21 protein-coding genes are annotated in these 26,033 nt (G+C 54.4%); 9 read left to right on the plus strand and 12 right to left on the minus strand.

The window, feature by feature from the left end:
• Positions 1-165 precede the first annotated feature (165 nt).
• Together RUDLU_RS0118365 and RUDLU_RS0118370 are read left to right on the plus strand one after the other, a co-directional pair.
• Positions 166-576 (plus strand): element excision factor XisH family protein, encoded by a 411-nt coding sequence (locus RUDLU_RS0118365; protein ID WP_044129552.1) that lies wholly within the window; start codon positions 166-168, stop codon positions 574-576.
• The gene (locus RUDLU_RS0118370; protein WP_027303194.1) at positions 564-899 is read left to right on the plus strand and encodes a XisI protein; all 336 of its coding nucleotides are present in this window, start codon (positions 564-566) and stop codon (positions 897-899) included. The genes RUDLU_RS0118365 and RUDLU_RS0118370 overlap by 13 nt, the downstream gene beginning before the upstream one ends.
• A 115-nt stretch (positions 900-1,014) precedes the next feature.
• On the opposite strand, the gene RUDLU_RS0118375 is transcribed toward RUDLU_RS0118370, so the two are convergent.
• Entirely contained in the window at positions 1,015-3,453 is a 2,439-nt protein-coding gene (locus tag RUDLU_RS0118375) for a TonB-dependent receptor (protein ID WP_157580270.1), read from the minus strand.
• A 235-nt stretch (positions 3,454-3,688) separates the two neighbouring features.
• The gene (gene leuS, locus RUDLU_RS0118380) at positions 3,689-6,622 is read right to left on the minus strand and encodes a leucine--tRNA ligase (RefSeq protein WP_019989879.1); all 2,934 of its coding nucleotides are present in this window, start codon (positions 6,620-6,622) and stop codon (positions 3,689-3,691) included.
• A gap of 204 nt (positions 6,623-6,826) precedes the next feature.
• Here leuS and RUDLU_RS0118385 point away from each other — a divergent pair, with 204 nt between their 5' ends.
• Together RUDLU_RS0118385 and RUDLU_RS27735 are read left to right on the plus strand one after the other, a co-directional pair.
• On the plus strand, positions 6,827-8,593 hold the full coding sequence (locus RUDLU_RS0118385) for a hypothetical protein (RefSeq protein WP_044129553.1): 1,767 nt from the start codon (positions 6,827-6,829) through the stop codon (positions 8,591-8,593).
• A gap of 160 nt (positions 8,594-8,753) precedes the next feature.
• Entirely contained in the window at positions 8,754-9,305 is a 552-nt protein-coding gene (locus RUDLU_RS27735) for a DUF305 domain-containing protein (protein WP_019989881.1), read from the plus strand.
• Between the two features lie 134 nt (positions 9,306-9,439).
• Here the strand turns inward: RUDLU_RS27735 and RUDLU_RS0118395 are convergent, their stop codons facing one another.
• The gene (locus tag RUDLU_RS0118395) at positions 9,440-10,879 is read right to left on the minus strand and encodes a BamA/TamA family outer membrane protein (protein WP_245581689.1); all 1,440 of its coding nucleotides are present in this window, start codon (positions 10,877-10,879) and stop codon (positions 9,440-9,442) included.
• Positions 10,880-11,087: 208 nt separating this feature from the next.
• Here RUDLU_RS0118395 and RUDLU_RS0118400 point away from each other — a divergent pair, with 208 nt between their 5' ends.
• Together RUDLU_RS0118400 and RUDLU_RS0118405 are read left to right on the plus strand one after the other, a co-directional pair.
• The gene (locus RUDLU_RS0118400; RefSeq protein ID WP_019989883.1) at positions 11,088-12,599 is read left to right on the plus strand and encodes an MFS transporter; all 1,512 of its coding nucleotides are present in this window, start codon (positions 11,088-11,090) and stop codon (positions 12,597-12,599) included.
• A gap of 93 nt (positions 12,600-12,692) precedes the next feature.
• Positions 12,693-13,607, plus strand: a complete 915-nt coding sequence (locus RUDLU_RS0118405) for a PfkB family carbohydrate kinase (RefSeq protein ID WP_019989884.1) — start codon at positions 12,693-12,695, stop codon at positions 13,605-13,607.
• Between the two features lie 74 nt (positions 13,608-13,681).
• Here RUDLU_RS0118405 and RUDLU_RS0118410 read toward each other — a convergent pair whose 3' ends face one another.
• The 4 genes from RUDLU_RS0118410 to RUDLU_RS0118425 all read right to left on the minus strand — a co-directional run bounded on the left by RUDLU_RS0118410 (position 13,682) and on the right by RUDLU_RS0118425 (position 17,883).
• Positions 13,682-14,290 carry a hypothetical protein gene (locus RUDLU_RS0118410; RefSeq protein WP_019989885.1) on the minus strand — a complete coding sequence of 203 codons (609 nt, stop codon included), beginning with the start codon at positions 14,288-14,290 and terminating at the stop codon, positions 13,682-13,684.
• Positions 14,291-14,425: 135 nt separating this feature from the next.
• Entirely contained in the window at positions 14,426-16,318 is a 1,893-nt protein-coding gene (locus RUDLU_RS0118415; RefSeq protein WP_019989886.1) for an amidophosphoribosyltransferase, read from the minus strand.
• A gap of 212 nt (positions 16,319-16,530) precedes the next feature.
• Positions 16,531-17,184, minus strand: a complete 654-nt coding sequence (locus tag RUDLU_RS0118420) for a hypothetical protein (protein ID WP_019989887.1) — start codon at positions 17,182-17,184, stop codon at positions 16,531-16,533.
• Positions 17,185-17,214: 30 nt separating this feature from the next.
• Complete coding sequence (locus RUDLU_RS0118425) at positions 17,215-17,883, minus strand: DUF4136 domain-containing protein (protein ID WP_019989888.1); 669 nt, start codon at positions 17,881-17,883, stop codon at positions 17,215-17,217.
• 327 nt (positions 17,884-18,210) lie between these two features.
• On the opposite strand from RUDLU_RS0118425, the gene RUDLU_RS0118430 reads away from it, so the two are divergent.
• Positions 18,211-18,774, plus strand: coding sequence for a hypothetical protein (locus RUDLU_RS0118430; protein WP_044129555.1), 564 nt, complete (start codon positions 18,211-18,213; stop codon positions 18,772-18,774).
• Between the two features lie 79 nt (positions 18,775-18,853).
• On the opposite strand, the gene RUDLU_RS0118435 is transcribed toward RUDLU_RS0118430, so the two are convergent.
• Entirely contained in the window at positions 18,854-19,924 is a 1,071-nt protein-coding gene (locus tag RUDLU_RS0118435) for a branched-chain amino acid aminotransferase (RefSeq protein ID WP_019989890.1), read from the minus strand.
• A 307-nt stretch (positions 19,925-20,231) separates the two neighbouring features.
• Between RUDLU_RS0118435 and RUDLU_RS0118440 the strand changes: the two genes are divergently transcribed.
• Positions 20,232-21,338, plus strand: a complete 1,107-nt coding sequence (locus RUDLU_RS0118440) for an LBF_2804 family protein (protein ID WP_019989891.1) — start codon at positions 20,232-20,234, stop codon at positions 21,336-21,338.
• Positions 21,339-21,380: 42 nt separating this feature from the next.
• On the opposite strand, the gene RUDLU_RS0118445 is transcribed toward RUDLU_RS0118440, so the two are convergent.
• The 4 genes from RUDLU_RS0118445 to mutY all read right to left on the minus strand — a co-directional run bounded on the left by RUDLU_RS0118445 (position 21,381) and on the right by mutY (position 25,539).
• Positions 21,381-22,346 carry a phytanoyl-CoA dioxygenase family protein gene (locus RUDLU_RS0118445; protein WP_019989892.1) on the minus strand — a complete coding sequence of 322 codons (966 nt, stop codon included), beginning with the start codon at positions 22,344-22,346 and terminating at the stop codon, positions 21,381-21,383.
• A gap of 150 nt (positions 22,347-22,496) precedes the next feature.
• Positions 22,497-23,834, minus strand: a complete 1,338-nt coding sequence (gene gldE / locus RUDLU_RS0118450; RefSeq protein WP_019989893.1) for a gliding motility-associated protein GldE — start codon at positions 23,832-23,834, stop codon at positions 22,497-22,499.
• Between the two features lie 32 nt (positions 23,835-23,866).
• The gene (locus RUDLU_RS0118455) at positions 23,867-24,376 is read right to left on the minus strand and encodes a single-stranded DNA-binding protein (RefSeq protein ID WP_019989894.1); all 510 of its coding nucleotides are present in this window, start codon (positions 24,374-24,376) and stop codon (positions 23,867-23,869) included.
• Positions 24,377-24,444: 68 nt separating this feature from the next.
• The gene (mutY, locus tag RUDLU_RS27740) at positions 24,445-25,539 is read right to left on the minus strand and encodes an A/G-specific adenine glycosylase (protein WP_083940599.1); all 1,095 of its coding nucleotides are present in this window, start codon (positions 25,537-25,539) and stop codon (positions 24,445-24,447) included.
• 141 nt (positions 25,540-25,680) lie between these two features.
• On the opposite strand from mutY, the gene RUDLU_RS0118465 reads away from it, so the two are divergent.
• Entirely contained in the window at positions 25,681-25,980 is a 300-nt protein-coding gene (locus RUDLU_RS0118465; protein WP_019989896.1) for an HU family DNA-binding protein, read from the plus strand.
• Positions 25,981-26,033 lie beyond the last annotated feature (53 nt).

A 26,033-nucleotide genomic window follows, 5' to 3' on the forward strand; every position in this document is an offset into this window, starting at 1 on the left:
TTAACCGCCGTATACATAGTTTGGGCTTGTTTGTTTTTACCAAAGATACGTTAAAACTCACTTGGTTTATACTAACATCAAACCGGCTGGACAGCCGTGGTGGCCGAACTCATCAACGACGATGCCTGGGAGTGGGAGTAGGGAAATTTGTGTATTTTAGCTGACATGGCAAGAGATCTTTACCATGAAGCGGCTAAAAAAGCGCTTATTCAGGATGGATGGACCATCACGCACGATCCGTTACGAATTGCTATTGGCCGTCGGCAGGCTTACATTGATTTAGGGGCTAAAGATTTGGTGGGGGCCGAACGCGACGGGAGAACCATCGCAGTAGAGATCAAAAGCTTTTTGAATCCGTCTTTGTTAGATGATCTATACCATGCTGTGGGGCAGTATCAGCTTTATCGACTCGCACTCGCAGAGCGTGAGCCAGGTACGGTGCTTTATTTAGCGTTGCCATCGACAGCCTGGCAGATTATTGACGAAGACCAAATTAGTGACTTCTTTAGTCGGCTGGCTATTCGAGTGCTGATTTTTGATCCGCTATCAAACCAAGTGACAAAATGGATAAACTAGATAGATACCGCCAATTGATTCAACAACTATTGATTGAACAAACCAGCGTGCCGTATGCATACGGAGAGATAACTATTGAAACCATTTTTGATACAGCTAACGACCGGTATATGCTTGCCGATGTGGGCTGGGACCGTACGGGGCGCGTGTACGGTATCATTGCACATATTGATATTATCGGTGGCAAATTCTGGATACAACGCGACGGAACCGAAGAAAGTATTCCGGTCATGCTCTTGAACAAAGGAGTTCCTCGAGAAGACATTGTTGTAGCGTATCGGACCCCAGCTGAGCGGGAACTAATGGGGTTTGCTGTTGCCTGAACATAGCCAGTGGAGCATCGGGGCTAGTCACCAAACCGGCTGGACAGCCGTGGTGGCCGAACTCATCAACGACGATGCCTGGGAGTGGGAGTAGGCGGTTTGTCCTACTTCCCGATTAGCTCTTTACCCGCTGTTGTTCGGTGTCTGACCCGCCGGTTTGCCGTTGTTTGAGCGTCTGACCATTGCTGAACCGGTACGAGAAAGAGACGGTTACCACGCGGCTGTCCAGATAACTGTACCAGCGGGCGGTCGAATTGGCCAGCCCTTTGATGGTGCCCCCAACCTGATTGGTGTACAGCACATCGCTCAGAGCCAGCTTGGCCGTCCCCTTATTTTTCAGCACCTTCATCGAAACCGCTACCCGAACCTGGCCCACCGGAATCACCACAAACTGCCCGAAATAAGCGCGGGTCTGGTACATCCCGCCCAGCTCGGCATTCCAGGTGGCACTCAGCCTGAACTGATTGGTAGGGGCTACGTGCCAGTACGTACCCGCATTGTCGAGCAACTGAGTGCCCAGTTGGGCGCGGAAACGGTTGTGCATCACCTCCGTGTAAAACTGGATTGTCCACCATTTGGCGGGCTGGTACGAGCCATTGATTGCCACGCCGTAGCTGATCTGTTGGCCGATGTTGCCGGGGCGGCTGTAAAACACGGGGCTCCGCTGCTCAATTGTTTCGGTGATAACGTCTTTTACCCGGCTGTAACGCAGGGTTGTTGTGATGGTGCTGTTCCAGGTATGCGATATCTCCAGATTGCCCGAAAACGTAGGTCGCAAAAACGGGTTGCCACCGTAGAGCGTAAACCGATCGAGGGGGTAGGTGAAGGGATTCATGGCCTGATAGTCGGGCCGGTCGATTCGGCGGCTGAACGAGAGCCCAAGCTGATGTTTGCCGGCTGAGTCGAGCCGGTACGTGGCATAAACCGTCGGGAAAAGATTGTTGTATTGCCGCGTGAACGACGAGTCTTTTACTTCCGGGTTTCCTAACTGGTGGCCTTCAATGGCCGTGTTCTCAAACCGAAGCCCCGTTTGTACCGACAGCCGCCCGCGTTCGACGTTGTAATTGAGGTACCCGGCCTGAATGCGCTCAGCGTAGTTGAACGCGTTCGAAAAGGTGTAGTTGGGCCGCGGCTGTCCGTCGATCACGTCGAAAAAGCTCGCTCGGTTGCCCGTCTGAATACGGCTTAGCTTGGCCCCGCCTGCCAGCTTACTTCCTTTTGCCAGCGGATGCACATAATCCAGCTTGGCCGTCAGAATATCAATGGAAGTGGGTAGCGACGAATCCAGTAGGGTGTTCTCGTTAGTCTGCCCGGTTGCGAATACCCGATTGGCGAGCGATTGGCTCAGGTCAGAACGGTACGTCAGATAGTCGACGTTGGTGGTGAGTTCGCGCCCGGTACTGTCGAACGAGTGGGTAAAATTCAGGTTCACGCTGCCGTTTCGGAGCACCTTATCGGCTCGGCTGAGGGCCTCAACGCGCGCGGTTAGTTTGTCGGTTGCATCACTCACGCGGGCGCTGTTGGTAATGGTGGCCAGAGTGGGGTTGCGGAAACCGCTTAAAACCACCCCGAACGTCGATTTTGGGGTGATGAGCCAGTCGAAACCGGCCTTGAGCGTGGCTCCGTTGAGCCGACGGCGGATGTATGAGTTTTGGGTGAACCGCGACTCCAGGTTGCCATTGGGCAGAAAATACTCGCGCCAGATGGTCAGGTCCTGGTACATGTTCACCGTGTTGAGGCTCGCATTTCCAAAGAAATTAAGGTTACCCGTTCGGTAATTGAGGTTCGCACTGTTGTTGCTCCGGTGGTAACGGCCCTGCCCATAGCTCAGGTTGAGTCCCCCGTTGAAACCACGGGCTTTCGTTTTTTTGAGCCGGATATTGATCACACCCGCGTTACCGGCCGCATCGTACCGGGCGGGTGGGTTGGTCATAATGTCGATGGCTTCGACCGAGCCGGCTGGTAGCGACCGGAGGTAATTGGCCAGGTCGGCGGCCGACAGATAGGTGGGCTTATCGTCGACGAATACGACCACTCCGCTCCGCCCCCGCAGGCTGATGTTGCCGTTGGCATCGACCTGCACACCCGGCGATTTTTCGAGCACATCGAGCGACGTGGTGCCCGCATTGCTGATGAGGGCGTCCGGATTAACCGTAACCCGGTCGATGCGCTGCTCCACAAAAGCTTTTCGGGCGGTTACCTGCACTTCGCCGAGCGTTTTTTCGGCCGGTACCAGCCGAATATCGGGAAGGGTGTGCGTAGACAGTCCGGCTTCAAACCCGAACGGGGCACTGAGGTAAGGCTGATAGCCCAGGTAATTCACCGACACCCGAAACGATCCGGTTGGCAGGTTTACAACCAGAAACTGACCGCTTGCATCGGTCAGGGCTGCTTTGACAAAGGTTGAGTCGGCGGCTTTGACTACCGCTACCACGGCGCCCTCAATCGGTTTGCGGTCGGGATCGGTGATGAGGCCCTGAAGGGTGTGCGTTTGCGCGTGAGCAGCACCGAGAGCAAGCAGAAGAAAGAGCGAAGTAAAGAGAAAGAAACGCATGACCGGGGTTGTTGACGGAAAACCAATGGCCAAAGTTGCCTCAGCCGGGAGCCTCCCAAAACGTGTCTTGTTGCGAACGGCAAAAAACGCGCCCTGAACTGTACGAAGCCCCGCTGTAATTGCGCGCAAATAAAAACCCGTACCAATTGCCAACCAGGCACTCGGTACGGGCTATGAAACCTGGTTTGTCGCCTGGTGTTTAGTTACAACCCCAAAACGACAGACATAAAACCAATTACAGCACCACGTTTACAATCCGCTTCGGCACAACCACCACTTTTTTGGGTGTTTTGCCATCGAGCCACTTCTGCACCACCTCGTCGGCCAGTACGGCCTGCTCAATATCGGCCGGGGCCCGGTCAACGGCGAAGCTGATGGTTGTCCGCACTTTGCCGTTAATCTGAATAGGGTATTCGAAGCTGTCTTCGACTAGATACGCCGGGTTGAAGACCGGGAAGCTGGCCCGCGACACACTGCCGGGTTCGTTGCCGAGAGCCGCCCACAGTTCTTCGCAGATGTGAGGTGCGTAGGGCGACAGAATAAGCACCAGATCGGACAGGATTGCCCGCTTGTGGCAGTCGAGGGCCGTTAGTTCGTTCACGCACACCATAAAGGCCGAGACCGAGGTATTGAACGAATAGTTTTCGATGTCGTCCTGCACCTTTTTGATCGTCTTGTGCAAAACCTTCAGTTCGGCCGGGGTAGGAGCTGCATCGGTCACAATCCAGCGGCCTGTTTCGGGCTGACCATCGGCAGCGGGTGCATCTTTGTAGAACAAACGCCAGAACTTACGCAGGAAGCGGAACGTACCGTCGATACCGTTGGTGTTCCAGGGTTTGGCCTGCTCAATAGGGCCCAGAAACATCTCGTACATCCGCAACGTATCGGCCCCGTACTTCTCCACAATGGTGTCGGGGTTCACGACGTTGAACTTTGACTTCGACATTTTCTCGACTTCAGCCCCGCATACATACGTGCCGTTGTCTTCGAGTTCAAACTGCGCGGGCAGGCCGTCGGGGCTTTGCGTGAAGTCGGGCCGCGATGCGCGGAAAGCCTCAACGTCGAGCACATCATTGTGGACAATATTCACGTCGACGTGCAGGGGCGTAACCTCGCGACCGGCAATTTTATTCAGCGACACAAAAACCGGCGCTACTCCTTCTGAGCCCGTGCCTTTGAGCCGGTACACAAAGTTGCTCCGGCCCTGAATCATGCCCTGATTGATGAGCTTTTTAAATGGCTCCTCCTGCGTTACGTAGCCCCGATCTTTAAGGAACTTGTTCCAGAAACGGCTGTAGAGCAGGTGGCCCGTTGCGTGCTCGGAGCCGCCCATGTACAGGTCGACACTTTCCCAATACTGAATGGCTTCGGGGCCCGCAAAGGCGTCGGGGTTTTGCGGGTCCATGTACCGATACCAATACCACGACGACCCCGCCCAGCCGGGCATGGTGCTCAGTTCGTACTCATATTCTCCCTGGTATTTCCAGTCTTCGGCGCGGCCGAGCGGGGGCTCACCCGTTTCGGTAGGGAGGTATTTATCTACGGCGGGTAGCCCAAGTGGCAGGTCGGCCTCGTCGATCAGGTACGGCAACTGACCTGTTGAACCGCCTTCTTTGAAATAAACGGGCACCGGCTCGCCCCAGTAGCGCTGGCGGCTAAACACGGCGTCGCGCATCCGAAAATTCACTTTGCCACGGCCCAGACCACGCTCTTCGAGCCAGGCAATCAGGGTGGCCGTGGCCTCCTGGTAGGTCATGCCATTGATAATACCCGAGTTGATGTACCGGCCTTCTTTGGTGTTGTCGGCCTGCTGATCGAGGTCTTTCTGGGCGTCGAGAACGGGGATAATAGGCAGGCCAAACTGCTTCGCAAAGCCATAGTCGCGCGCATCGCCCGAGGGTACGGCCATAACGGCTCCGGTACCGTATCCGGCCAGCACATAATCGGCCAGGAAGATGGGGACTTTCTCGTTGTTCAGCGGATTAAGGCAGTAGCTGCCCGTAAATACACCCGAAACCGTTTTGGTATCGGCCATACGATCCCGCTCCGACCGCATTTTGGCGGCCTGCACATACGCGTCAACGGCCTCGCGCTGAGCGTCGGTGGTGAGGCTGGGTACCAGTTCGTGTTCGGGGGCCAGAACCATGAAGGTCACGCCGTAAATCGTATCGACGCGGGTGGTGAACACTTCAATGAAGGAGTGAGGAGCGAGAAGTGAGGAGTGAGGAGTCGCTTGCGCCAGCCCTTTCTCCTCACTCCTCACTTCTCGCTCCTCACTCCTTTCAATCTGAAACTTTACACTGGCCCCTACGCTCTTGCCGATCCAGTTGCGTTGCTGTTCTTTGAGCGACTCCGACCAGTCGATGGTGTCGAGACCACTCAGGAGCCGGTCGGCATAGGCGGTAATGCGCATCATCCACTGGCGCATCAGCTTTTGCTCCACGGGGTAGCCGCCCCGCTCTGATACGCCGTCTTTCACTTCGTCGTTGGCGAGTACCGTGCCGAGGGCCGGGCACCAGTTCACCACGGCATCGGCCAGGTAGGTGAGCCGGTATTTAAGCGTAATTTCGTAGGATTGCTCCTTCGACAGGGCGTTCCACTCGGCGGCCGTAAACTGGAGGGCCTGCGTTTCCTCGTCACAAACCGCGTTTACGTCGGTGGTGCCGTTGGTGGCAAACTTATGCAGCAGGGTTTCGATGGGCTCGGCCCGGTCGGTGTCTTTGTTGTACCAAGACCGGAACAACTCCATAAAAATCCACTGGGTCCATTTGTAGTAACCGGGGTCAGAGGTGCGTACCTCGCGGCTCCAGTCGTAGCTGAACCCAATTTGTTTTAGCTGCTCAATGTACGTGGCAATGTTTTGCTCGGTTGTGATGGCCGGGTGTTGCCCCGTCTGAATAGCATACTGTTCGGCGGGCAGACCAAACGAGTCGAAGCCCATTGGGTGCAGCACGTTGAAGCCCTGCAACCGCTTGTACCGCGACACAATGTCCGACGCGATGTACCCCAGCGGGTGACCGACGTGTAGCCCCGCCCCCGACGGGTATGGAAACATATCGAGGACGTAGTACTTGGGTTTGGCGGGGTCAGTTTCGGTACGGTACGTCTGGTTTTCGTCCCAGAACTGCCGCCATTTTTGTTCGGTCTCGCGGTGGTTGTAATCGGCCATATAAATAGGGGAGCAAAGGCGGAGGGCGAAGGGAGGAAAGGGGGTTGACCTTACCGGCTGTTTGGCTCTTCTAACCCTGAAACCTTATCTCGTTACGTATGCAAAATCGTTTCGGGTTGCAAAAATAGCCGATTCGGTGGACATTTGCCCCCTTCTGAGCAATGTCATCTGCCCGGAAAGATGAGATCGCTACCCCATTCGGTCATGACCCACCTCCGTCGCCTTATACTTCCGATCTTGTTGGCTCTCTTGGTAGGGGGGCTGGCGGTTTGGCTCGTCGACGATTTTTCGGGGCCCTTGTCCGACGGGGGTGATACCGACTTTTACGAGTACGTAGGCTATTATGTGGCCCACAACCTCACCTTTTGGCCGGTTCCGCACCTCAATCTGCTGCATAATCAGACGTTTTATCCGTACGGGGCCAACCATACCCTGCTCGACTGGGGCTGGGAGCGTGATTACTGGTACGCACTCTGCTACTGGCTGTTTGGCAAGGGTGAGCCGGGGCCGTACCTTCAGTATTACTACGTGTACAGTCTGCTCGTTACAGCCTTAGGGGCATTCTGGCTGCTGCGCGGGGTATTTGGCGACGGCCGGGCGTGGGTGGCCGGGCTGATTGTCTCGGTTTTTAATTTCTACTGCATCTGGAAATACCCCACTCACCTGAACGTGTGCGTGCTGCACTGGACAACCCTGTGTATGCTGGCTACGTACCGGCTCTTGTACGAGTGTGTACCGCGTTCGGCCCCAACACAGCCGTTGCCTCCCTTGCCGTGGTGGCTGCTTTGGGTGTGGCTGCATGTGCAGGTGTTGTCGCAGGAGTTGGGGTATGTGGCCGGGTTTGCCTTGACGTTTACGGTGCTTTGTGCGCCATTTTTGGCGTGGTCTCTCTGGCAGCGCCGGGTGGTTATCCCGGGATTGTTTCGGCCTGCGCCGGGGCATAAACCGTACATTTGGCTCCTGGTAAGCCTCATTGGCATCAGCACGTGGTTGTATCTGCCGCCAACCATTCAGATTTTTTTGGGCGCTCAGGCCTATGCCGATTCCTCGGTGGAGATGCCGCCCTCCTGGTCGCACCCGCTCCGGTTGCTGATTCCGTATCTGCCCGGTGTCGATGAGTTTTCGATTCGGTACGACCGTATTTTTCGGGATACCTACGAGAGCTACGGGCAAACCCGGCCGGGCTTGTATCTGATTATTCTGGCGGTTGTAGGCTTCTGGGCTATTCGCCGGAAACCGCTTTTGTGGGGCCCGGTGGTACTTATGCTCGGCTTGTGTGTGGTGTACCACCCGGTGCTGTTGCCTACGCTCAAGGTATTTCCGTGGTTCAGTTTCAATCGGCATGGCGGGCGGGCGACCATGGTGTATCCGTTGCTGTTTGGACTGCTGGCGCTGTGGGCACCCCGGCCCCAAACCCGGGCGGGCTGGTTGGCGCTGACTCCCCTGCTCGTGCTGATGCTGGCCGAGTGGAGCTGGGGGTATCGGTACCCGCATCTGTACAAGCCGCAGATTGTGTCGGAGTCGGTGAAAGCATATATGCAAACGGTGCGCACTACACCGGGTGAGGCTGTGCTCGACTTTCCGTTTTGTACTATCGGGGCCGATGGGGTGGGGGCGGTCGAAGGGCTCTGCCCGTACTACCGCGAGCAAAACGCGGTGTTTACCTTCCGCCGGTTTCACCAGAAAAAAGTAGTAGGGCAATACTGGGGGCGCTTGTTGCCGGCCTACATTCAGCCTTTTCTGCGCGACCACTGGGACCGGCTGTTGCGACCGGGATACGTATTTACGCCCGCCGACTGGCAATTTCTCGACCGGTTTCTGCAACAGCACCGGTTTGCGGGCATCAACCTCTACCCCGATCTGCTGTCGGCAGAGCAACGGGCGGCTTTTTACGCGCACTATGGGCCACCCCGTGCCGAAACCCGTTTGCCAATGGCCGGGCGAGTGCAGTTTCTGGTGTTTCGGCGATAGGCTCAGTTTCTGAGCACATTCACGTTCTGATTTCGTTTAAAAGAATGCGGTCAGCTGGTTTTGCCAACTGGCGGATGCGGGCTTTTGTCGGAGCCGAGATTAAACCGGTGGCGCTTTGGCCTGTCTAACACAGGATTAGTTCACCTAAAATAGCAATGTTATGAAACGACTAACGCGTATTGCCGTATGGCAACTTATCTTCTTTTTTTCGCTTTCGGCTTTTGCTCAAACGGCTAACAGTCCGCTAATGGCCCCCATGCAGCAGGCGGCTTCGAAATTGAAATCGGTACAGGTGACCGGTGACCCTGACTATGACTATGTGTTTCGGATGCGTTTGCTAAGCCAGGGCGCCCTCGAAATGGCCAAAGTAGAGGCTCAGCAGGGGGCCGACCCGGCCGCGAAGCAGAAAGCACAGGCTTTTGTCGATGCCAAGCAGAAAGAATTGGCTGATCTGGAAGCTTTACAACGTCAGATGCGCCCAAGCCGCCCTAATCAGGCATATGTGCAGCAGCAGAGCCGTCAGATTGAGGCCATTGTACTGAAAATGCAACCCGATGGCGTGGCCGCCAAACTGACCGGGAAGTTGGATGAAGACTTCAACACGCTCCTGACTGAGTACAACCGCGATGCCAGCGACCTCTCCAGGGCGTACCTGAGCTTCGGCAATAATGCGTCCGTAAAGGCAGTCGCGCAGAAAATGGTAGCACAGTGACAACGAACAACCAACAGTGAACAGTAAACAACGAACAGTGAACAATTATCAGTAAGCGACGGATTACGAATTGTTCTAACCCTCATTCAATACTGGTTTTGAACTGTTCACTGTTCGTTGTTCACTGCTCACTGTTAAAATTCTTGCGCGATGTTGAAATAAAAACCGCGCTGCCCCTGCCCGTTGACCGTTGCGCTGAACCGCCCGACCACATTGTAAAACGTGACCACGTCGAGGCTCAGGCCGGTGCCTAGCAAAGGTCGGTTGGCGAGTCGGCTCTCGAAAGGGCGGGCTATCGTGCTCGACACATAACCCGCATCGACGAAGCCAGTCAGGTAGGCGGCAATCGGGAAGGTGCTAAACTGCTTTACCTTCACCCAGCGGAGGTGCTTAACGGTATTGAAAAGATTGTACCGGAGGCTGTTTTTCCAGAGTCCGAAATGCTGTCCGTCGATGATGTACAGCTCGTAACCCCGCACCACCTCCTGCAAATAGCCCAGCCCGCGCAGATCGTTGTAGGGTTGCGATTGGGGAAAAATAACCTGTCCCCGCACCCCCGAACTGGCGTACCAGCGGTTGTCGGGTTTGGGGCTCAGTGCCCAGAATCGGGCTGCCGAAGCCACCAGCTCCACCTGCCGCAGATCGTCGCGGGGTAAGAGACCGTTCCAGATCAGATCGCCCGTGATGAGCGAACCCCGCAGCGGGTAAGCCACATTGTCGCGCCGGTCGAACCGGTAGCCGTAGCTGAGTTGCAGGTACCGTTGGCGGGTGCGGGCATCGCCGTAGTACGCCGGGTTGAGCCGCGCTACGGTATCGGCAATCTGATTGTCGACGTACCGCAGCCCCAGACCGTGAAACTGGTAAAATCCGTTGCGGTGTGTGAGCGATGCCCCCACGTACAGGCGTCGGCGCAGGAGTTCTTCAGAGCGCAAAAAAACCAGTTTATCAAATCGCGACCGGTAGGCAATCTCCTTGTTGGTCTGATACAGCGCATCGACCCGAAAGCCCAACCGTTGCGCCCGGTCGATGTAGGGCCGCTGGTAGGTTACAAAAAAACGGCGCAGAAACCCAAACTCCGCAATCACACCCAGCCGGTCGTTGTTGCCCGTTACGTTGCGGTAATCGAGCCGCCCCCCGTAAATCACCCGGCGCAGGCTTCGGCCCCGGTCGTACCACCACTCATTGAAGTTACGGTCGGCCAGATCAAACACGGGATACGCCAGCGCGTACCAGCGCTCTTTCATGGTCACAAACACATCGACGGGAGTAGGGCCTGCCGGGCGGGCTCTGGCTGAGCGAACGGGCTCCGGCTGACCAATGCCCGTAGAGTCGGCAATACGGCTGGCGGTTACGCTCACCGTGATGAAGAGGTTGGTATTATTCAGTTTTCGGCTATCCCAGGCTAGTTTGCCGGGTAGGTCGGCCACCCGGATGGTGTCGCCCGGTTTTATTTCGAGTTCACGAAAAATGATGCGCTCTCGGGTACGCACATGCCCTGTGAGTACAATGTTGCGAACCACAACGCTCGAATCGAGCCGGGCCGACTGCCCCAACGAATGGGTTGGGGGCAACAAACCCACACACAACAAGCAAAAAAAGACGAACCTGACGACGGGCATTATTGGGGTGTAAATCGAGGTAAAGATACGGTTTTGCAGCCCGTTGCGATTGATAGGCCACCGGCAGAAGCCTGCAAATGGGCCATACAGGCGAAATTTATGGTTCGCAAGCCCGATTCATAGCGTCTCCTTTCGTATCATTGTCTAATTTTCTTACGGCATAATGCAAACGAAAGGTAAACCCAAACTAAGTTTTTGGCAGATCTGGAACATGAGTTTCGGATTTCTGGGTATCCAGTACGGCTTCGGCCTCCAGCAAGCCAACATGAGCCCGATCTACCGGTATCTGGGCGCCGACGAAGCATCCATTCCGGGCCTTTGGCTGGCCGGTCCGCTCACCGGTCTCCTTCTTCAACCTATCATTGGCGCGGTTTCAGACCGGAGTTGGTCGCCGACCTGGGGCCGTCGGAAACCGTTTATTCTGGCGGGTGCGCTGCTTGGTAGCATTGCTATGATCCTGATGCCCAACTCCCCCTATGTCTGGATGGCGGCCGGTCTGATGTGGATGCTCGATGCGGGCCTTAACTCAGCGATGGAGCCGTTTCGGGCGTTTGTGGGCGATATGCTCGACGATGAGCAGCGGCCAACGGGCTTTGCCGTTCAGTCGTTTATGGTGGGCTTTGGGCAAACCCTGGCCAACCTTATGCCGTACATTCTGCCGTTGCTCGGTATCTCAATGGTGATGTCCGACGAGCAACTGGCCAACGGCATTCCGAACTCAGTGCGGTACCCATTTTATATCGGTGGGGCTGCCATTGTGATTTCGGTGCTCTGGACAATCCGCACCACCAAGGAGCACCCGCCCGTTGATGATAGCTACAAACAGCCGCACGTGTTTACTGACGAGGAGAAAAAGTCGATCTCGTTCTGGCATCTGGCTTTGTCGGCCGGAGCCGCCATTCTGGCATTTTTCTTTGCCGCCCGGGTGGGTGGTGTGTCGGCTGGCCTGCTGTGGGGCGGGGGGATTCTGGCGGGTAGCTACCTGATTCTGATGCTGCCGATTTTTAAAGAAATCCTGGCGTCGCTCTCGGCCATGCCCACGGTGATGCGTCAGCTTTGGTGGGTCAAGTTTTTCACCTGGTACGGTCTCCCGCTTATGTGGCAGTACCTGTCGCTGTCGGCGGCCCGGTATGCGTTCAATGCACCCGACGCGTTCTCCAACAAGGCGGGGTTTGAGGAGGGTACCAAATGGGGTGGCCTTTGCTTTGCTATGTTCAGCATCTCGTGCGCGGTCATTTCGATTTTTATTCCCCGGATTGCCCGGGCCATCGGGAGTGCCCGGCTGACCCATGCCGTGTTTCTCACCATTGGCGCTATGGGCTTCTTCCTGACGCTTACCTCCAATGATAAACTGGTGTACCTCATCGGCATGACCATCATTGGCCTGGCCTGGGGATCAATCATGTCAATGCCGTACCTGATGCTGGCGAGCGCCGTTCCGAAAGAGCGGATGGGCGTTTACATGGGTATCTTCAACGGGTTCATTTGCGTACCGCAATTCATTGGTATGCTCACCGTACCGCTGTATTACAAGCCTATTCTGGGCGATGACCCGCGCAACGCGCTGGTGCTGGCGGGTGTGTGTTTGCTGCTGGCAGCTGGGTCTTGTTTCCTGGTGAAAGAAGTTAAACAAAGTCAGGATGCTGCTCTGCCCGTTGGTGCGGGAGGGCATTGATTTGCCTGACGAGTTAGGTGTACGAATGCCATATCGGAGTCGGTATGGCATTTGCATTTTTCCCGTTCCGGGTTTCTCTTTGTTGGTAGAATGATGGAAAAGACAATTGATATTCTGGCCGTAGGTGAGTTGCTCGCTGACCTCATTGGGCAACAAATGCACGACAGCCTGCTCGATACGCCCACGTTTGAGCGGTTTCAGGGAGGCTCGCCCGCCAATATGGCCGCCAACATGGCCCGGTTGGGCAACCGGGCGGCTCTGGTAGCCTGCGTAGGCAACGATAATCTGGGTCTGTATCTGGTCGATGAGGTTGGGCGCGCTGGCGTTGATACGGAGCATATTGCCCGCTCTACTCACGAACCTACGAGTATCGTGCTGGTGTCGCGGAGCAAAGGAACCCCCGACTTCATTGCGTACCGGCAGGCCGACCGCCAACTGATGCCGTATCACCTGCCCGACACCTTGCTCACGCAGGCCCGGCTGTTTCATACCACCTGTTTTGCGCTGAGTCAGGAGCCCGCCCAAAGCACACTGGTCGATGCGGCCGCGCGGGCGGGGCGTGTAGGTTGTCAGGTGAGTATCGATTGCAATTACGCCCCGAGCATCTGGCCCGACCGCGAGCAGGCCTGGCAGGTCATTAAAGCCTATTGTTCGGCGGGGGCATTGGTGAAACTGAGCGAAGACGATGCCGCCCGGCTGTATGGTCAACCCGCTGGTACAGATCAGATTATCGCTGATTTTCACGAGATGGGGGCCACGCTTGTATGCCTGACGCTGGGCGCCGAGGGCAGCCTGGTGTCGACCAATGGCGGGGCCGACCGGGTGCAGCTCCCCGGCCGAAACATTGATGTTATCGACGTAACGGGTGCGGGCGATGCCTACTGGGCTGGTTTCCTGACGGCCTGGCTCGACGGTCGCAACCCGGCGGCCTGCGCCGAAGCCGGCGCCGATGTCGCCGTAATGAAGCTGACCCGCAAAGGGCCGTTACCAACGGGTATCAGCATATAGTGTATTTGGCCTAAACGAAACCGGGTCGGGTGCTGACGTCAGCCCCCGACCCGGTTTCGTTTTTAAGCCTCCGATTATTTCATGTCAGCCAGTTTGTCGAGGTCTACATCCTCAAGGGTAGCTTTCAACTTCTCGGCTGATACGCCAGTTCCTTTGACCGTGACCACAAACCGGTTTTTCACCAAAACGGCAATTTCACCGTCCTTGTTGGCATTGTCGTATTTCTCATACGATTTGTAATCGCCAACTTTACCCGTGCGCTCGTATCCGTTTTCGGTTTCCTTATCCACGTCAATCATCGACCAGGCTGCCAGTCCCATCAGGGCGCCGGTGCCACCCGCATCCACAATGTCGAGGTCGATTTGTTCGGTGCCTTCGGCGTTGGCATACTCACCGCTAGCTGTCGAGATCTTAAAGCCCATAGCGCCCGCTTTTTCGCCCGTAGCCTCTTTGCGGGGCAACCCATCGGCATCGGCGGGCAACAGTTCTTTGAGGGCCCGGAAATCAACGGTTTCAACAGGGCCGTTTTTCTCGGCTTCTTCGGCCATTTGCTGCATGGAGTTGACAGCATCAGAAACCGAGGCTTTAGCTTCTTCGGCGGCTTTTTCTTCTTCACTTTTGCCGCCACAACCTGTTAGAAGCGCTACCGCAAGGCAGCCTACGCCTATGTAGTGTAATTTCATGATATAATGGTTTAGTACAGGGCTGTAAGGTAAAAATTTCTGGGTAACAGGTGGGTAAGTTTTGAGCCATCGACGCATAAAAAAGGTGGTAAAGCCCGGAGCCATACCACCTTAAATCGTACAGAAGACCAATGCTTAGTAAGCCCGCACCAGTTTGCCCTCCATAAAGTTTACAAAGGCCTTATTAACCACCTTGTTGCCACCGGGGGTAGGGTAATTGCCCGTGAAGTACCAGTCGCCCGAATGGTTAGGGCAGGCAACGTGCAGGTTTTCAACCGTTTGATATACTACTGCAACTTCGGCTTTCAGGTCGGGCGGGGTGATGATCTCGGCCACTTTACGCGACAATTCCTCGTGGGTGAAAGGGTCGAAAAGGGCCTTCACGTAGTTGTCGGCATTGGCGTTGCCCGTTTCAATAGAAGCCACGCATTGAGCGTACACTTCGTCGAGCAGATGCTCCAGACCACGGTCTTTCAGTAGCTCCAAAGCCGCCCGGAAGGCAACGAACTCCTTCGGCTTCGACATGTCGATACCGTAACAGTCGGGGAACCGAATCTGTGGAGCCGACGAGACAATCACGATTTTCTTCGGACCCAGCCGATCGAGCATCCGCAAGATGCTTTTCTCAAGCGTAGTTCCCCGGACAATCGAATCATCGACCACCACCACGTTGTCTTTGCCTTTTTTGATAACCTCGAACGTGGTATCGTAAACGTGCGAAACCATATCGTCGCGGTGAGCATCGTCGGTGATGAACGTCCGTAGTTTAACGTCTTTTGACACCAGCTTTTCGATGCGCGGCCGGAAGGTGAGCAGCCGTTCGAGGTCTTGCTCAAACAGAATGCCGTCCATAATGGCCTTCTTGCGTTGCTTGGCCAGGTAGTCTTCCAGGCCCTCGACCATGCCGAAGAAAGCCGTTTCGGCCGTATTTGGGATGTACGAGAAGACGGTGTTTTCGAGGTCGTAGTCGATCTCTTTCAAAATCTGCGGAATGAGCAGTTTGCCCAGTGTTTTCCGCTCGTTGTAAATGTCGGGGTCGGTAGCGCGGGAGAAATAGATGCGCTCAAAGCTGCATGATTTTTTCTCGACGGGCTTCCGAAACTCATACTCGCCGTACTCGCCGTACTTGTCGATGATCAGCGCATGACCCGGCTGTACCTCCTGAATCTGATTGTACTCAACGTTGAAGGCCGTTTTGATTGCGGGCTTTTCGGAGGCCACTACCACCACCTCATCGTCGGCGTAATAGTAAGCGGGCCGAATACCGGCCGGGTCGCGGGCCACAAACGAAGCGCCGTAGCCGGTCATACCGACCATCGCATAGCCACCGTCGAAATCGCGGCACGAGCGGTGTAGAACCCGCTGAAGATCAAGGTTGTCTTCGATAATGTCGGAGAGGTCGGGGTTCTCGTAAATGCCTTTGAACCGGTCGAATACGCGCTGGTTTTCTTCGTCGAGAAAGTGGCCAATTTTTTCCATGACCGTTACTGTATCGACATACTCTTTGGGGTGCTGACCGAGCGAAACGAGCTTATCGAACAGCTCATCCACGTTGGTCATGTTGAAGTTGCCCGCTACTACCAGATTCCGGCTGCGCCAGTTGCTTTGACGGAGCATGGGATGGCAGTTTTCAATTTCGTTGGCCCCGTGCGTGCCGTACCGCAGGTGGCCCATCCAGACTTCGCCCGTAAAGGCTACGTTTTCCTGCAACCAATGGCCGTCGTTGGCAAACTCTTTGTGGCCTTTGAGCGCTTTCCGGACTTTCTTGTCGATTTTCTCGAAGATATCCGTCACGGGTTGCTGCTCCACCGAACGGTACCGGCTGATGTAGCGGTGACCCGGCGGTACATCGAGCTTAATGTTGGCTACGCCAGCTCCATCTTGCCCCCGGTTTACCTGCTTGTTCATGAGCAGATACAGTTTGCGGGCTGCGTACAGGGGCGTTTTGTACTTGTCGATGTAATACTGATAGGGCTTGCGAAGGCGGATGAGGGCAATTCCGCACTCGTGTTTGATGGCGTCGCTCATAGCAGGTTAGCCGGGGCCAGACGTTGGTTGCTTGGTTGATGACTCGTATAGACCAAACGGCTTCACAATCGGAATCGTTCGGCGGCCACTTGTACAAAGTTAGGAAAAGTCTGCTGACGGTAGAGACTAAAACGCCAAAGAGATTACCCGTAGTTATTGCCGAGATGACATCTTTCCAAACAAGATGTCATCTCGGCAACCTCATCAATTTACTAATAAAACCGGTACACCAAACCTGCCGACAGTATGAGCGAGGGGCTGTTGTTCAGCTCGTTGTACTTGAAGAAAACGTGCTGGTACTGCGCCTGAATATCGCCCCCAAGCCCCTTGCCTTGCCGCCCGAAGACTCTTAGCCCAACGGCGGGGGCAACGGCCGCGTTGATACCATTTTTTCGGTCGGCCAGCACACCGTAGAAATTGGTGTAATCGACGTAAGCACCGCCCGCGCCCAACTGCACGTATGGCCGAAAAGCGGCCCCGGCATTGGTAAAATTATAGGCCACAGTGGCCAGTGCCGGAATGGTTGTGAGGGTGCGGGTCTGTACGGCCGAAACGGTTTCGTCGCCAAACTGCGTCACACTACGCCCCAGTCGCTGTTGGTTGTACTGGTAGCCCGTCTGAATCCCGACCGAGAGTTTGCCGGGGAAATTCCACTGCCCCTCAAGCACCAAATTCGTAGGCGACACCTTGTCGATATAATTGGCCTGACTACCCATGGGCAAGCTCACGCCGTACCTGGCCGAAACACTGTAGGTGACGCCCACACTGTAGGGCGAGTAAGGCCGGAGGTCGCTATCGTCGTATCCCTGCGCATGGGCCGCTCCGCCCAATGCCAGCAAGGCTATTGCTATCTGAAAGAGTTTCATGGTTGATGTGTGTCTGAATGAGCAAGCCGCTTACCGACCGGCCTGTAAGAATGAAGATTGGGCAAAAATGGCTTCAACGGCCCGGTCAACAGCCTCGTTGTCGGTCAGGTTATCACCCCGGATGTCGGCCTGGAAAATAACCGGAAGTTGGTTCTGGCCGTTGCTGCCCGAACCGGGCTGAGCCCGTAGGTTCACAATCTGGATTTGCCAGAATTGCTCCTGTACGGTATAGAACTGGTAATAATTGGGGTAGTACGGGTAAAACGGGTCAAAGCCAAAACCGCCCCCGTACCAGTAGTTCGTATAGTAGCCAGCGTAGGGGTTAGTTGTTACGCCGGTGTATCGGTTCGAAACCCGGATCACGGCCACGCCCATGTCGGCCGGTTGCCCGATATTGACCCGCTGGTACCCCCGGCTGGTGAGTGTTTCGGCCAGCCGGTCGATAAACCGGCCCTCAACGGGTGAAAGCGACGTACGAACCCGGTCGTTGGATTCAATCACGACGGAGTCGGGCAGGCTAAACGTACGGAACTGACTGAAATTGGCTGACCGGTCGTAGTTGGTGATGTACACCCGGCTATCGTCGGGCGATAGATCGCGGAGGGCCTGATCGCGGCAGGAGACAAGTGTGGTGCTCAAAGCTGCCCAGAGCGCGAGGGCTACCCCCGCGCCAACGGATTTAAATTTACTCGTTCTCATAGGTAGTTGGCGGTTTTTCTTTTCCCGTTTACAGATGTTTCGGCTGTGAAGCGGGTCTCTGTATGCGAGAAATTCAAAACCTGATCGTTGTTGTAAACTGTTATCTATAAAACGAATAGACTACGACTCCTGTTTGCTCGAAGCCCCATATTTTGCCTTTTTCGCCCGTATTTTCTGCGTCGGTGGTTTCCCTGAGGACTATGGCACCAACCAGGCTGGTGCGGCAAGAGTGAGCATCAGGCCCGTTCTGGAGCCGCTGTGGATTCGGGGCATTCTTACAACAGTTGTGCAACTACCACATACCTTTGTGCCATTCGTTTGACGCTCATGAAAAAACACCTGTTACAAGTCTTGCTGGCAATGGCTCTGCTGAGTCAGGCATGCCAGAGTACCTCACAATCGGAGAAAACCAATCTGGATAGCACCCTGACGGCCGCCGGTACATCGGCCGTGCCGCCTGCTTCCGAGGCCGCTCTTTCGTCGCGGTTGCGCGATATTGGCCTAACCACCGATAGCGATTGGCGCGGCATCCGGCTGGGCGATGCCGCTGCTACTGTGAAGGAAAAAGAAAAGGCGACCCTGTTTGAAACGGACGCCAAACATCTGGGCTACACTGTCGAATTTGCCAATCTCGAATCCATCGATATGCTGTATCTGCTGGGTGCGAACCAAACCGTGAGTGGTATCGAGGTTGACCTGTACCTGAACGATGCCCAATCGGTAGATGCTTACCAAACCGACCTGAAGCGGTACTTTGATGCCCGCTACAAGGCTACTGCTACGGCTGGTATCTGGCAGGGCGACCGGGGGCAGACGATCACGCTTAAAAACGTATCGAAGGGTAAAGATTATGGCCTTAAAGTCCGCATTGCGGGTAGTACGTCGGCCTGAGGCCCATCGTTGTAAAATCAAAAAGGCCCCGCAACTGAGCGTTTCGGGGCCTTCTTAGGTTGAGTTGTACGGGTAGCAATTACACTTTGTACACCCAGCCGAATGTATCATCTACCTTACCGGTACGGATATCCGTGAGGTAATTTTTGATGCGTACCGCAATTGACTTCTCGGCCGGATGCTCGGCCAGCATGTAGTCTTTACCCTGGTAGCCAATAACCGAGAAAGGCGAAACTACCACGGCTGTTCCGGCCCCGAAGGCTTCGGTCAGGCGGCCCGATTCGATGCCGCTGATGACCTCTTCGACCGATACCCGGCGCTCGTCGACCTCAATACCCAGCTGACGGGCAATCTGGAGAATGCTGTCGCGGGTGATGCCTTTCAGAATGGTATCCGAAACGGCGGGTGTTACCAGTTTGCCATCAATCACAAACATCACGTTCATAGTACCCGACTCCTCAAAGTACTTGTGTTCTTTAGCGTCGGTCCACAGAATCTGATCGTAACCAGCCTGTTGGGCCAGCATGGTTGGGTACATAGAACCGGCGTAGTTGCCCGCACATTTGGCGTAACCCACACCACCGGCAGCCGCCCGGATGTACTCGGTTTCTACTTTTACCTTAGGCGGCTTAGCGTAATAGGTGCCTACCGGACAGGTGAAAATGCAGAACCGATATGTTTTAGAAGGAGCTACCCCCAAGAACGTGTCTGTAGCAAACAGGTACGGACGGATATACAGGGAGCTACCGGGTGTCGACGGAACCCAGTCGGCATCCACGCGGAGCAGAGCCTCCAAACCACCCATAAACACCTCTTCGGTGAGGGTGGCCATGCACATCCGCTTAGCCGATTCGTTCATCCGCTTGAAGTTGTCCAACGGACGGAACATGAGTACTTCGCCCTCTTCGTTTTTGTAGGCTTTCATACCTTCGAAGATCGACTGACCGTAGTGCAGCGACGAAAGGGCCGGGCTCAGCGTAAAATTATCGAACGGCAGAATTTGCCCATTCTGCCACTGTCCGTCCACAAAGTCGGCCACAAACATGTGATCCGAGAAGTGTTTGCCGAACGGTAAGTTATTGAAGTCAACTTCCTGAATCCGGGAGCGCTCGGTCTTCCGAAATTCAATCTGCATCACGTCCGTTGTCATAAATAATCAGGTTTTGTCCCTTTAATCAGTGGTTTTAAATTGTTTGCTCATGGTTTCTGAACACCCGGTAAGCGGGTTGTTATCAGTATCAGAGAGTTGCCAACAACCGGAGCTACGCTAAGTACGTTGCCAGAAACAATGAACAGTTTGTTGTGAAGTAGGCAAATGTAAGAATTTTGGCTGAAACGGCCGTTCTAACCCGTCAGAACGACATTAATATCGATTAGTCGATAGGCCCAAGTGGTATTGCCGTAACAACTCGGCCTTATCGGTAGTTGGTAGTTTAGTACCACCACGATCACTTTGTATGTCTAATCAACCCCCGAACGATTCGTCCGGCCCACTCGACCATCTTTCCCTGCGTTATCTCCGCCGGGTGCTCGATGTGTCGCACCCGACCGACGAGCCGTACGTCCTGAACGAGGTTGAAGCGTGGGTTATCCGACGGGTACGCCGTCGTACCATCGCGCTGGCGGCTGCGCTGGGTGCCCTGGCGGTTTTGCTGTTATATCTGCCTCAGTATTTCTGGCCTGCTTTTTTTCAGGAATTCACGTTTACGATTCTGGGCGAGAGCTACGATGTGCCGGTTATCTCGATTCTGTATGGCATGTTGCTCGTATACGTGGAAGTGTACGTGCTCATGTACGTCACTCTCAACGCTATTCGGACAATCATGGCTATCTGCCAGTTTCCCCGTGCCCATGATGCGCAGTACGACCGGCACTTGAAAGCGATTGCCAGTGTGGCCCTAAGCTGGAAATACGGCGGTATTTTTTCGTTGGGTTCCGATCCGCACTTCGGCCGACCCGGCTGGGGTCTCACGTCGTTTTTCTGGTTCAATACAGCTAAGGCGTTTGCCAGTGATCTGGTATTGCGCACGTTGATGTTCCGGTTTCTGGGTCGGTTTGCTTTCCGGCAGGTAACCGATCTGATCGGAATGCCCGTGTTTGCGTTCTGGAATGCCTTCGCTTCGTTTCAAATTTTACGTGAAGCACAGGTACGGGTCATGGCGCCGTTGACCATTCGTAGCTTCGTCGACGAGCTTCACGAAGAACTGGGGGGCGATGAAGCATTCTGCCAACTTATTCCGGAAGCCCTCCGGTGTATTGGGGTGCAACGCCGACAATACAATTACGCGCACCTGTTCCTGTTTGAGTCGATCGAAGACCGTTTCGGTATCAAACTGGACACTCCCTCAGGCGAATGGTTCAACCGGGTGCCTGGCTTGTCGGCTGAAGCACGTAGCGGGCTTGAGCGGTTGATTATTTTTGCCGCCCTTGTTGACGGACGTCTGTCATGGGCCGAAAAACAATGCCTTGAGCGTTTACACACCCAAGGCATTGTCTCTTATACCATTGCTGATATCCGGCAGATTGGCAAGCAGTACAACAATGGCAAAGGGCTTTGGGTATAGCCTCTTACCGAGTGCAGGGCTGCAACCCTGACGTATTCAATCTCAGTTCATTCCCCGACCTGTATCGAAAATATCCTCGTGATCCTGTAGTTTGGGATGAGCAAACACATCGGCCCCGTTGTAAGAATGTCGCACAGGTTCGGCATCCGGCTGTTGCCGGTGGTGCCGGTATGCATTAACCGACGAGTAGTGGCTCACAAATGACTTGCGGGTTTGGTCAGGACTGGTAATGGCATCGCCACCGTGTGCCAGGGCGGCATGCCACAGGAGTACATCCCCTTTTTTTATGAGCAACGGCTTACGGGTTTGCCCGAGCCGTTCGCAATTGGCCTCAATAAAACGGGCAAAGTCGTTCGGGTCGTGGGTCGATTCGTGGTTGTAAAAAATCCCGTTGCCAAAATCAAACTTCTTGTTTACGTGTGAGCCGGGATAGTAATAGAGCGGCCCGGAGTCGGGCTGCACATCTTCGAGGGCTATCCACGATGCGGCCAGGTGACTGGGGTTTTCAGAAACCACATAGGCAAAGTCCTGATGAGTGGGCTGCTGGCTTCCGTATTTAAACAACAAACTCTGCATGGCCACAACCCGCTCACCGAAAACCGCTTCCAGAAACGCCACGATACTGTTGTGAAGCATAATCTTCTTGCCTATCACAGAGCTGTTGTGGAAGTCCATAATCTTAATGTGCTTCCCGTTTATTACGTTTTTGGGCAGATCTTTGGCTTCCTGCACCTCGCGGCCCGCATACTCGGGTAAGTCCACCTGAACCTTCAGTCGATATTTTTCATTGTGCTCGAATAATTCTTCGACCTCACTCCAAAGCTGATCGACCCAGGCGGCTGGGATGGCCTGCTCCAAAATCACGTAGCCGTTCTGTCGCCAGAATTCGAGTTTCTCGGTCAGGTCGTAGGGTAGGTTTTGCTGGCGATTATATTGCTTCACAAACCCGCCTATATCGGCCTGTTTCTTGTCGATCCAGGGCAGGGTGTTGTAGTCAAACTCGCGCATAGGTTTCGGCGCTGGGCGAAACACGCGTTTGACGGCTGATTTTAAACGGCTGGTAAACGTAGTCATGTAGACAAATTAAGTTAGTCAGGTGATAAAACTAACTTAATTGACCATAAGTATCAAACCGTTAACTAAATCGTATTTGTTACGTTACTGAAGCGATAAGGGTGTTTCGGTAATTCGCACCTCGTTAATGCGTTTGTTGTCAGCTGATAAGATATGGAAACGAAACTGTTCGTACTGTACCTCTTCCCCGGGCTGTGGTAACCGACTAAACAGTTCGAGCAACAAGCCTCCCAGCGATTCGCTATCTCCCCGAACGTCATCAAACGTTGTGGCATCTACGTCGAGAACCCGGCATACGTCCGTCAGAGGCAATTTCCCTTCTACCACGACTGTATGGTCATCAATACGCCGAAACCCGGCTGGGGTATCGTCGTCAAATTCGTCGTTGATGTCTCCGAAAATCTCTTCAATAATGTCTTCAAGCGTAACCAGCCCGCGGGTGCCACCGTACTCATCAACTACAATAGCCATGTGCACCCGTCGACGCTGAAAGTCCTGCATCAGATCGTCTACTTTCTTCGTCTCTGGGATGAAAAAAGCGGGTCGCAGCAGCGTTTGCCACGCAAAAGAATCATCGCTGTGGAGGTGGGGCAGCAAATCTTTGAGGTAGAGAATTCCTTCAATCTGATCGATGGTTTCTTTGAATACCGGTACCCGTGAGTAGCCCGACGCATTGATCCGGCTCATGAGTTCGGAGAAAGTCAGATCGTCTTCAAAAGCCGTAATATCCATGCGTGAGCGCATCACCTGCCGTGCGGTCAGATTGCTAAAGTTGACGATTCCTTTCAGAATCTCGCGCTCCTCGACGGTGGTTTCGGCCCCGGTCATTTCAACCGCCTGATTCAGTTCTTCTACGGATAACTTGTAGCCTTGCTTGGGGAGTCGTTTGTCAATTTGTGTACTCAAGTTGACCAGCATCGACGAAAGCGGCCGAAACACCAGCAGTGCCATACGGGCCAGTGGAGTAGTTCGGCGGGCTACGGCCAGGCTGTTTTCGCTGGCAAATACTTTGGGAATAATCTCTCCAAAGAGTACAATGACGAGGGTAAGTACAAACGTGATACCCGATAAAACAACCGCCGACGCGTGAGCCAGTTGCGACAGCTCCCAGGTCAGATACGTTGCCATAACCACAATGGCAATGTTGAGCAGATTATTGAAAATCACGAGTGAGGCCAGCAACCGACGCGGACGGTCAAGAAGCATGGCAATGCGCCGGTCGGCCGGGGCGGCACTTTCCCGGCACGAAGACCGGTCGTCCGCAGAGAGGGTAAAAAAAGCAACTTCTGTTGCCGACACCAGCGAGGCCAGCGTCACTAACAGAAGGATGAGGGCAGCCACAGGGCCGTATGAAGTAAAATAGGTGCTCCAGACGTCGTCCGTCGGGAGCACCTGTCGAGGAAGTGGATCACCAGGGTCCATTCAGGTCAAATTAAGTGGGACAATAACAGGGGTTAGAACGGCAAATCGTCGTCACCACTGTTTCCATCAAAGGGGGTTGGTTCGGGCTGACGGGCCTGCCGCTGTGGAGCGGGTGCCGAGGGTGCCGGTGCCGCTTGTTGCTGACGTGGTGCCGGTGCTGCCTGCTGCTGACGTGGAGCCTCGTATCCACCTTCGTTTTGGTCGCGCTCGCCGGGCGATCCCAGCAATTGCATGGTATTGGCCCGCACCCGAAGCGAGAATCGTTCTTTTCCTTCTTTATCTACCCAGGTTTCGGTCCGCAGACGGCCCTCAATGTAAACTGGGTTACCTTTTTTCAAATATTTCTCAGCGATCTTGGCCTGATCGTTCCATAACTCGACCCGAAACCACTCGGTTTGCTCAACCTTCTCACCATTACGGTTGGTGTACTTTTCCGTAGTGGCCACGTTAAACTGGGCAACTACGGCTCCACCGTCGAGGTAGCGGACTTCAGGATCTGCCCCCAAATTGCCAATCAACGTGACTTTGTTCAGACTTGCCATGCTTGGTTTTGCTGGTTAAATGTAAAACCCACTGTGGGTTTAAGCGTACTAAAGTTACTCAGTCAGGCTCACTTTTCCAAGTGAGTTTTCAAATAATTTACGATCAAAAGAGGCTTCGGTAAAGCGGCTACCTGATCGACCGAAAACCAGCTTAAACCATCGAATAAGTCGTCGGTCAGGCGATCAGGGACGACAAATTCATAAAATGTGGCCCGTATTCGCTGGTGCGAAAGCAACTGCGTGGCCTTGGTCGGTGCGGCAGTTTGCGTACTGTAAAGCACCAGTTGTTCGAGTTTTTTTTCCAACTCCAGTTGGCGAAACCCCGTTTTGGGTTTGTCGGTTTCCACAAGGGCAAAATCGTACAGGTTTTGCCAGATGTCGCGCTCTGTTCGTTCGCGAAGAGCCAGCCGGTCCCCGTTCCGAAAAACGAAATAGTGGAAAAATCGCTCCCTGACAGCCGCTTTTTTTGCCTTCACGGGCAGCACCTGTTGTCGGCCGGTCTGGAAGGCAACACACTGTTGCTGTAAGGGGCACAACAGGCAGTCGGGCGATGTTGGCGTGCACTGAATGGCACCGAACTCCATGATGGCCTGATTGAAGGTGGCCGGGTCGTCGGCGTGGGCAATCAGCCGGGTTGCCAGCGCGGCAAAACGCTTCTTCGCCGACGTAGTTGTAATGTCGTCTTCGATGCCAAAAACACGGGCCAGCACCCGGTACACATTGCCGTCGACTACGGCCACCCGTTCACCAAAAGCAAAGGAAGCAATGGCGGCTGCTGTGTAGGTGCCAATGCCTTTGAGGGTCAAAAGTTTATGGTATGTGCCCGGAAATAGACCTGCATGTTCGTTAGCAACCAGTTTGGCGGTCTGATGAAGGTTGCGAGCCCGCGAATAATAGCCCAACCCCTGCCAAAGTCGGAGTACGTCACGCTCATCAGCCTCGGCCATGTGGGTTACGGTTGGGTAGGCTTCGACGAACCGTTTATAGTACGGCATTCCCTGCGCAACGCGGGTCTGTTGAAGGATGATTTCGGACAGCCAGATGCGGTAAGGATCGCGCGTATGCCGCCAGGGAAGGTCACGTTTGTGATGCTCATACCAATGGGCTAAAACGGGGGCAAAATTGGACTCTTCCGGTTGATTAAAGTCTGATTGTGAAGGCAAAATATTAAGAGCAATAAGACGTTAGGTGGAAAAACAGTGAGCAGTACTTTTTGATTTTGGGCGGAAAGCTCTACCTTTGTACTCCCATTTTTGACACCTGAATTTTCAACAACTCAGTAAACGTTAAAGTTTTAATAAGTCGTGACGAAAGCAGACGTAATCGCAGAAATCTCCGAGAAAACCGGGATCGACAAGGCGGAAGTAACGCACACGTTAGAGACCTTTTTCACGGTGGTGAAGGAGTCGCTGGCCAAAGAGGAGCCGATTTACGTGAGAGGGTTTGGCAGCTTCATCAATAAGAAGAGAGCTAAGAAGGTCGCCCGGAACATTTCCAAAAATACGGCCATGGTAATCGACGAACATTTTATCCCCAGCTTCAAGCCGGCTAAAATTTTTGTTGAGCAGGTAAAATCAAGCGTGAAAAACGCCACGGTTGAGTAATCAACCGCATCGTTTCATCCGGCGGACGAATTAATCCGCCGGATGAAACGTTT

It is taken from the genome of Rudanella lutea DSM 19387 (assembly GCF_000383955.1).
GTDB lineage: Bacteria > Bacteroidota > Bacteroidia > Cytophagales > Spirosomataceae > Rudanella > Rudanella lutea.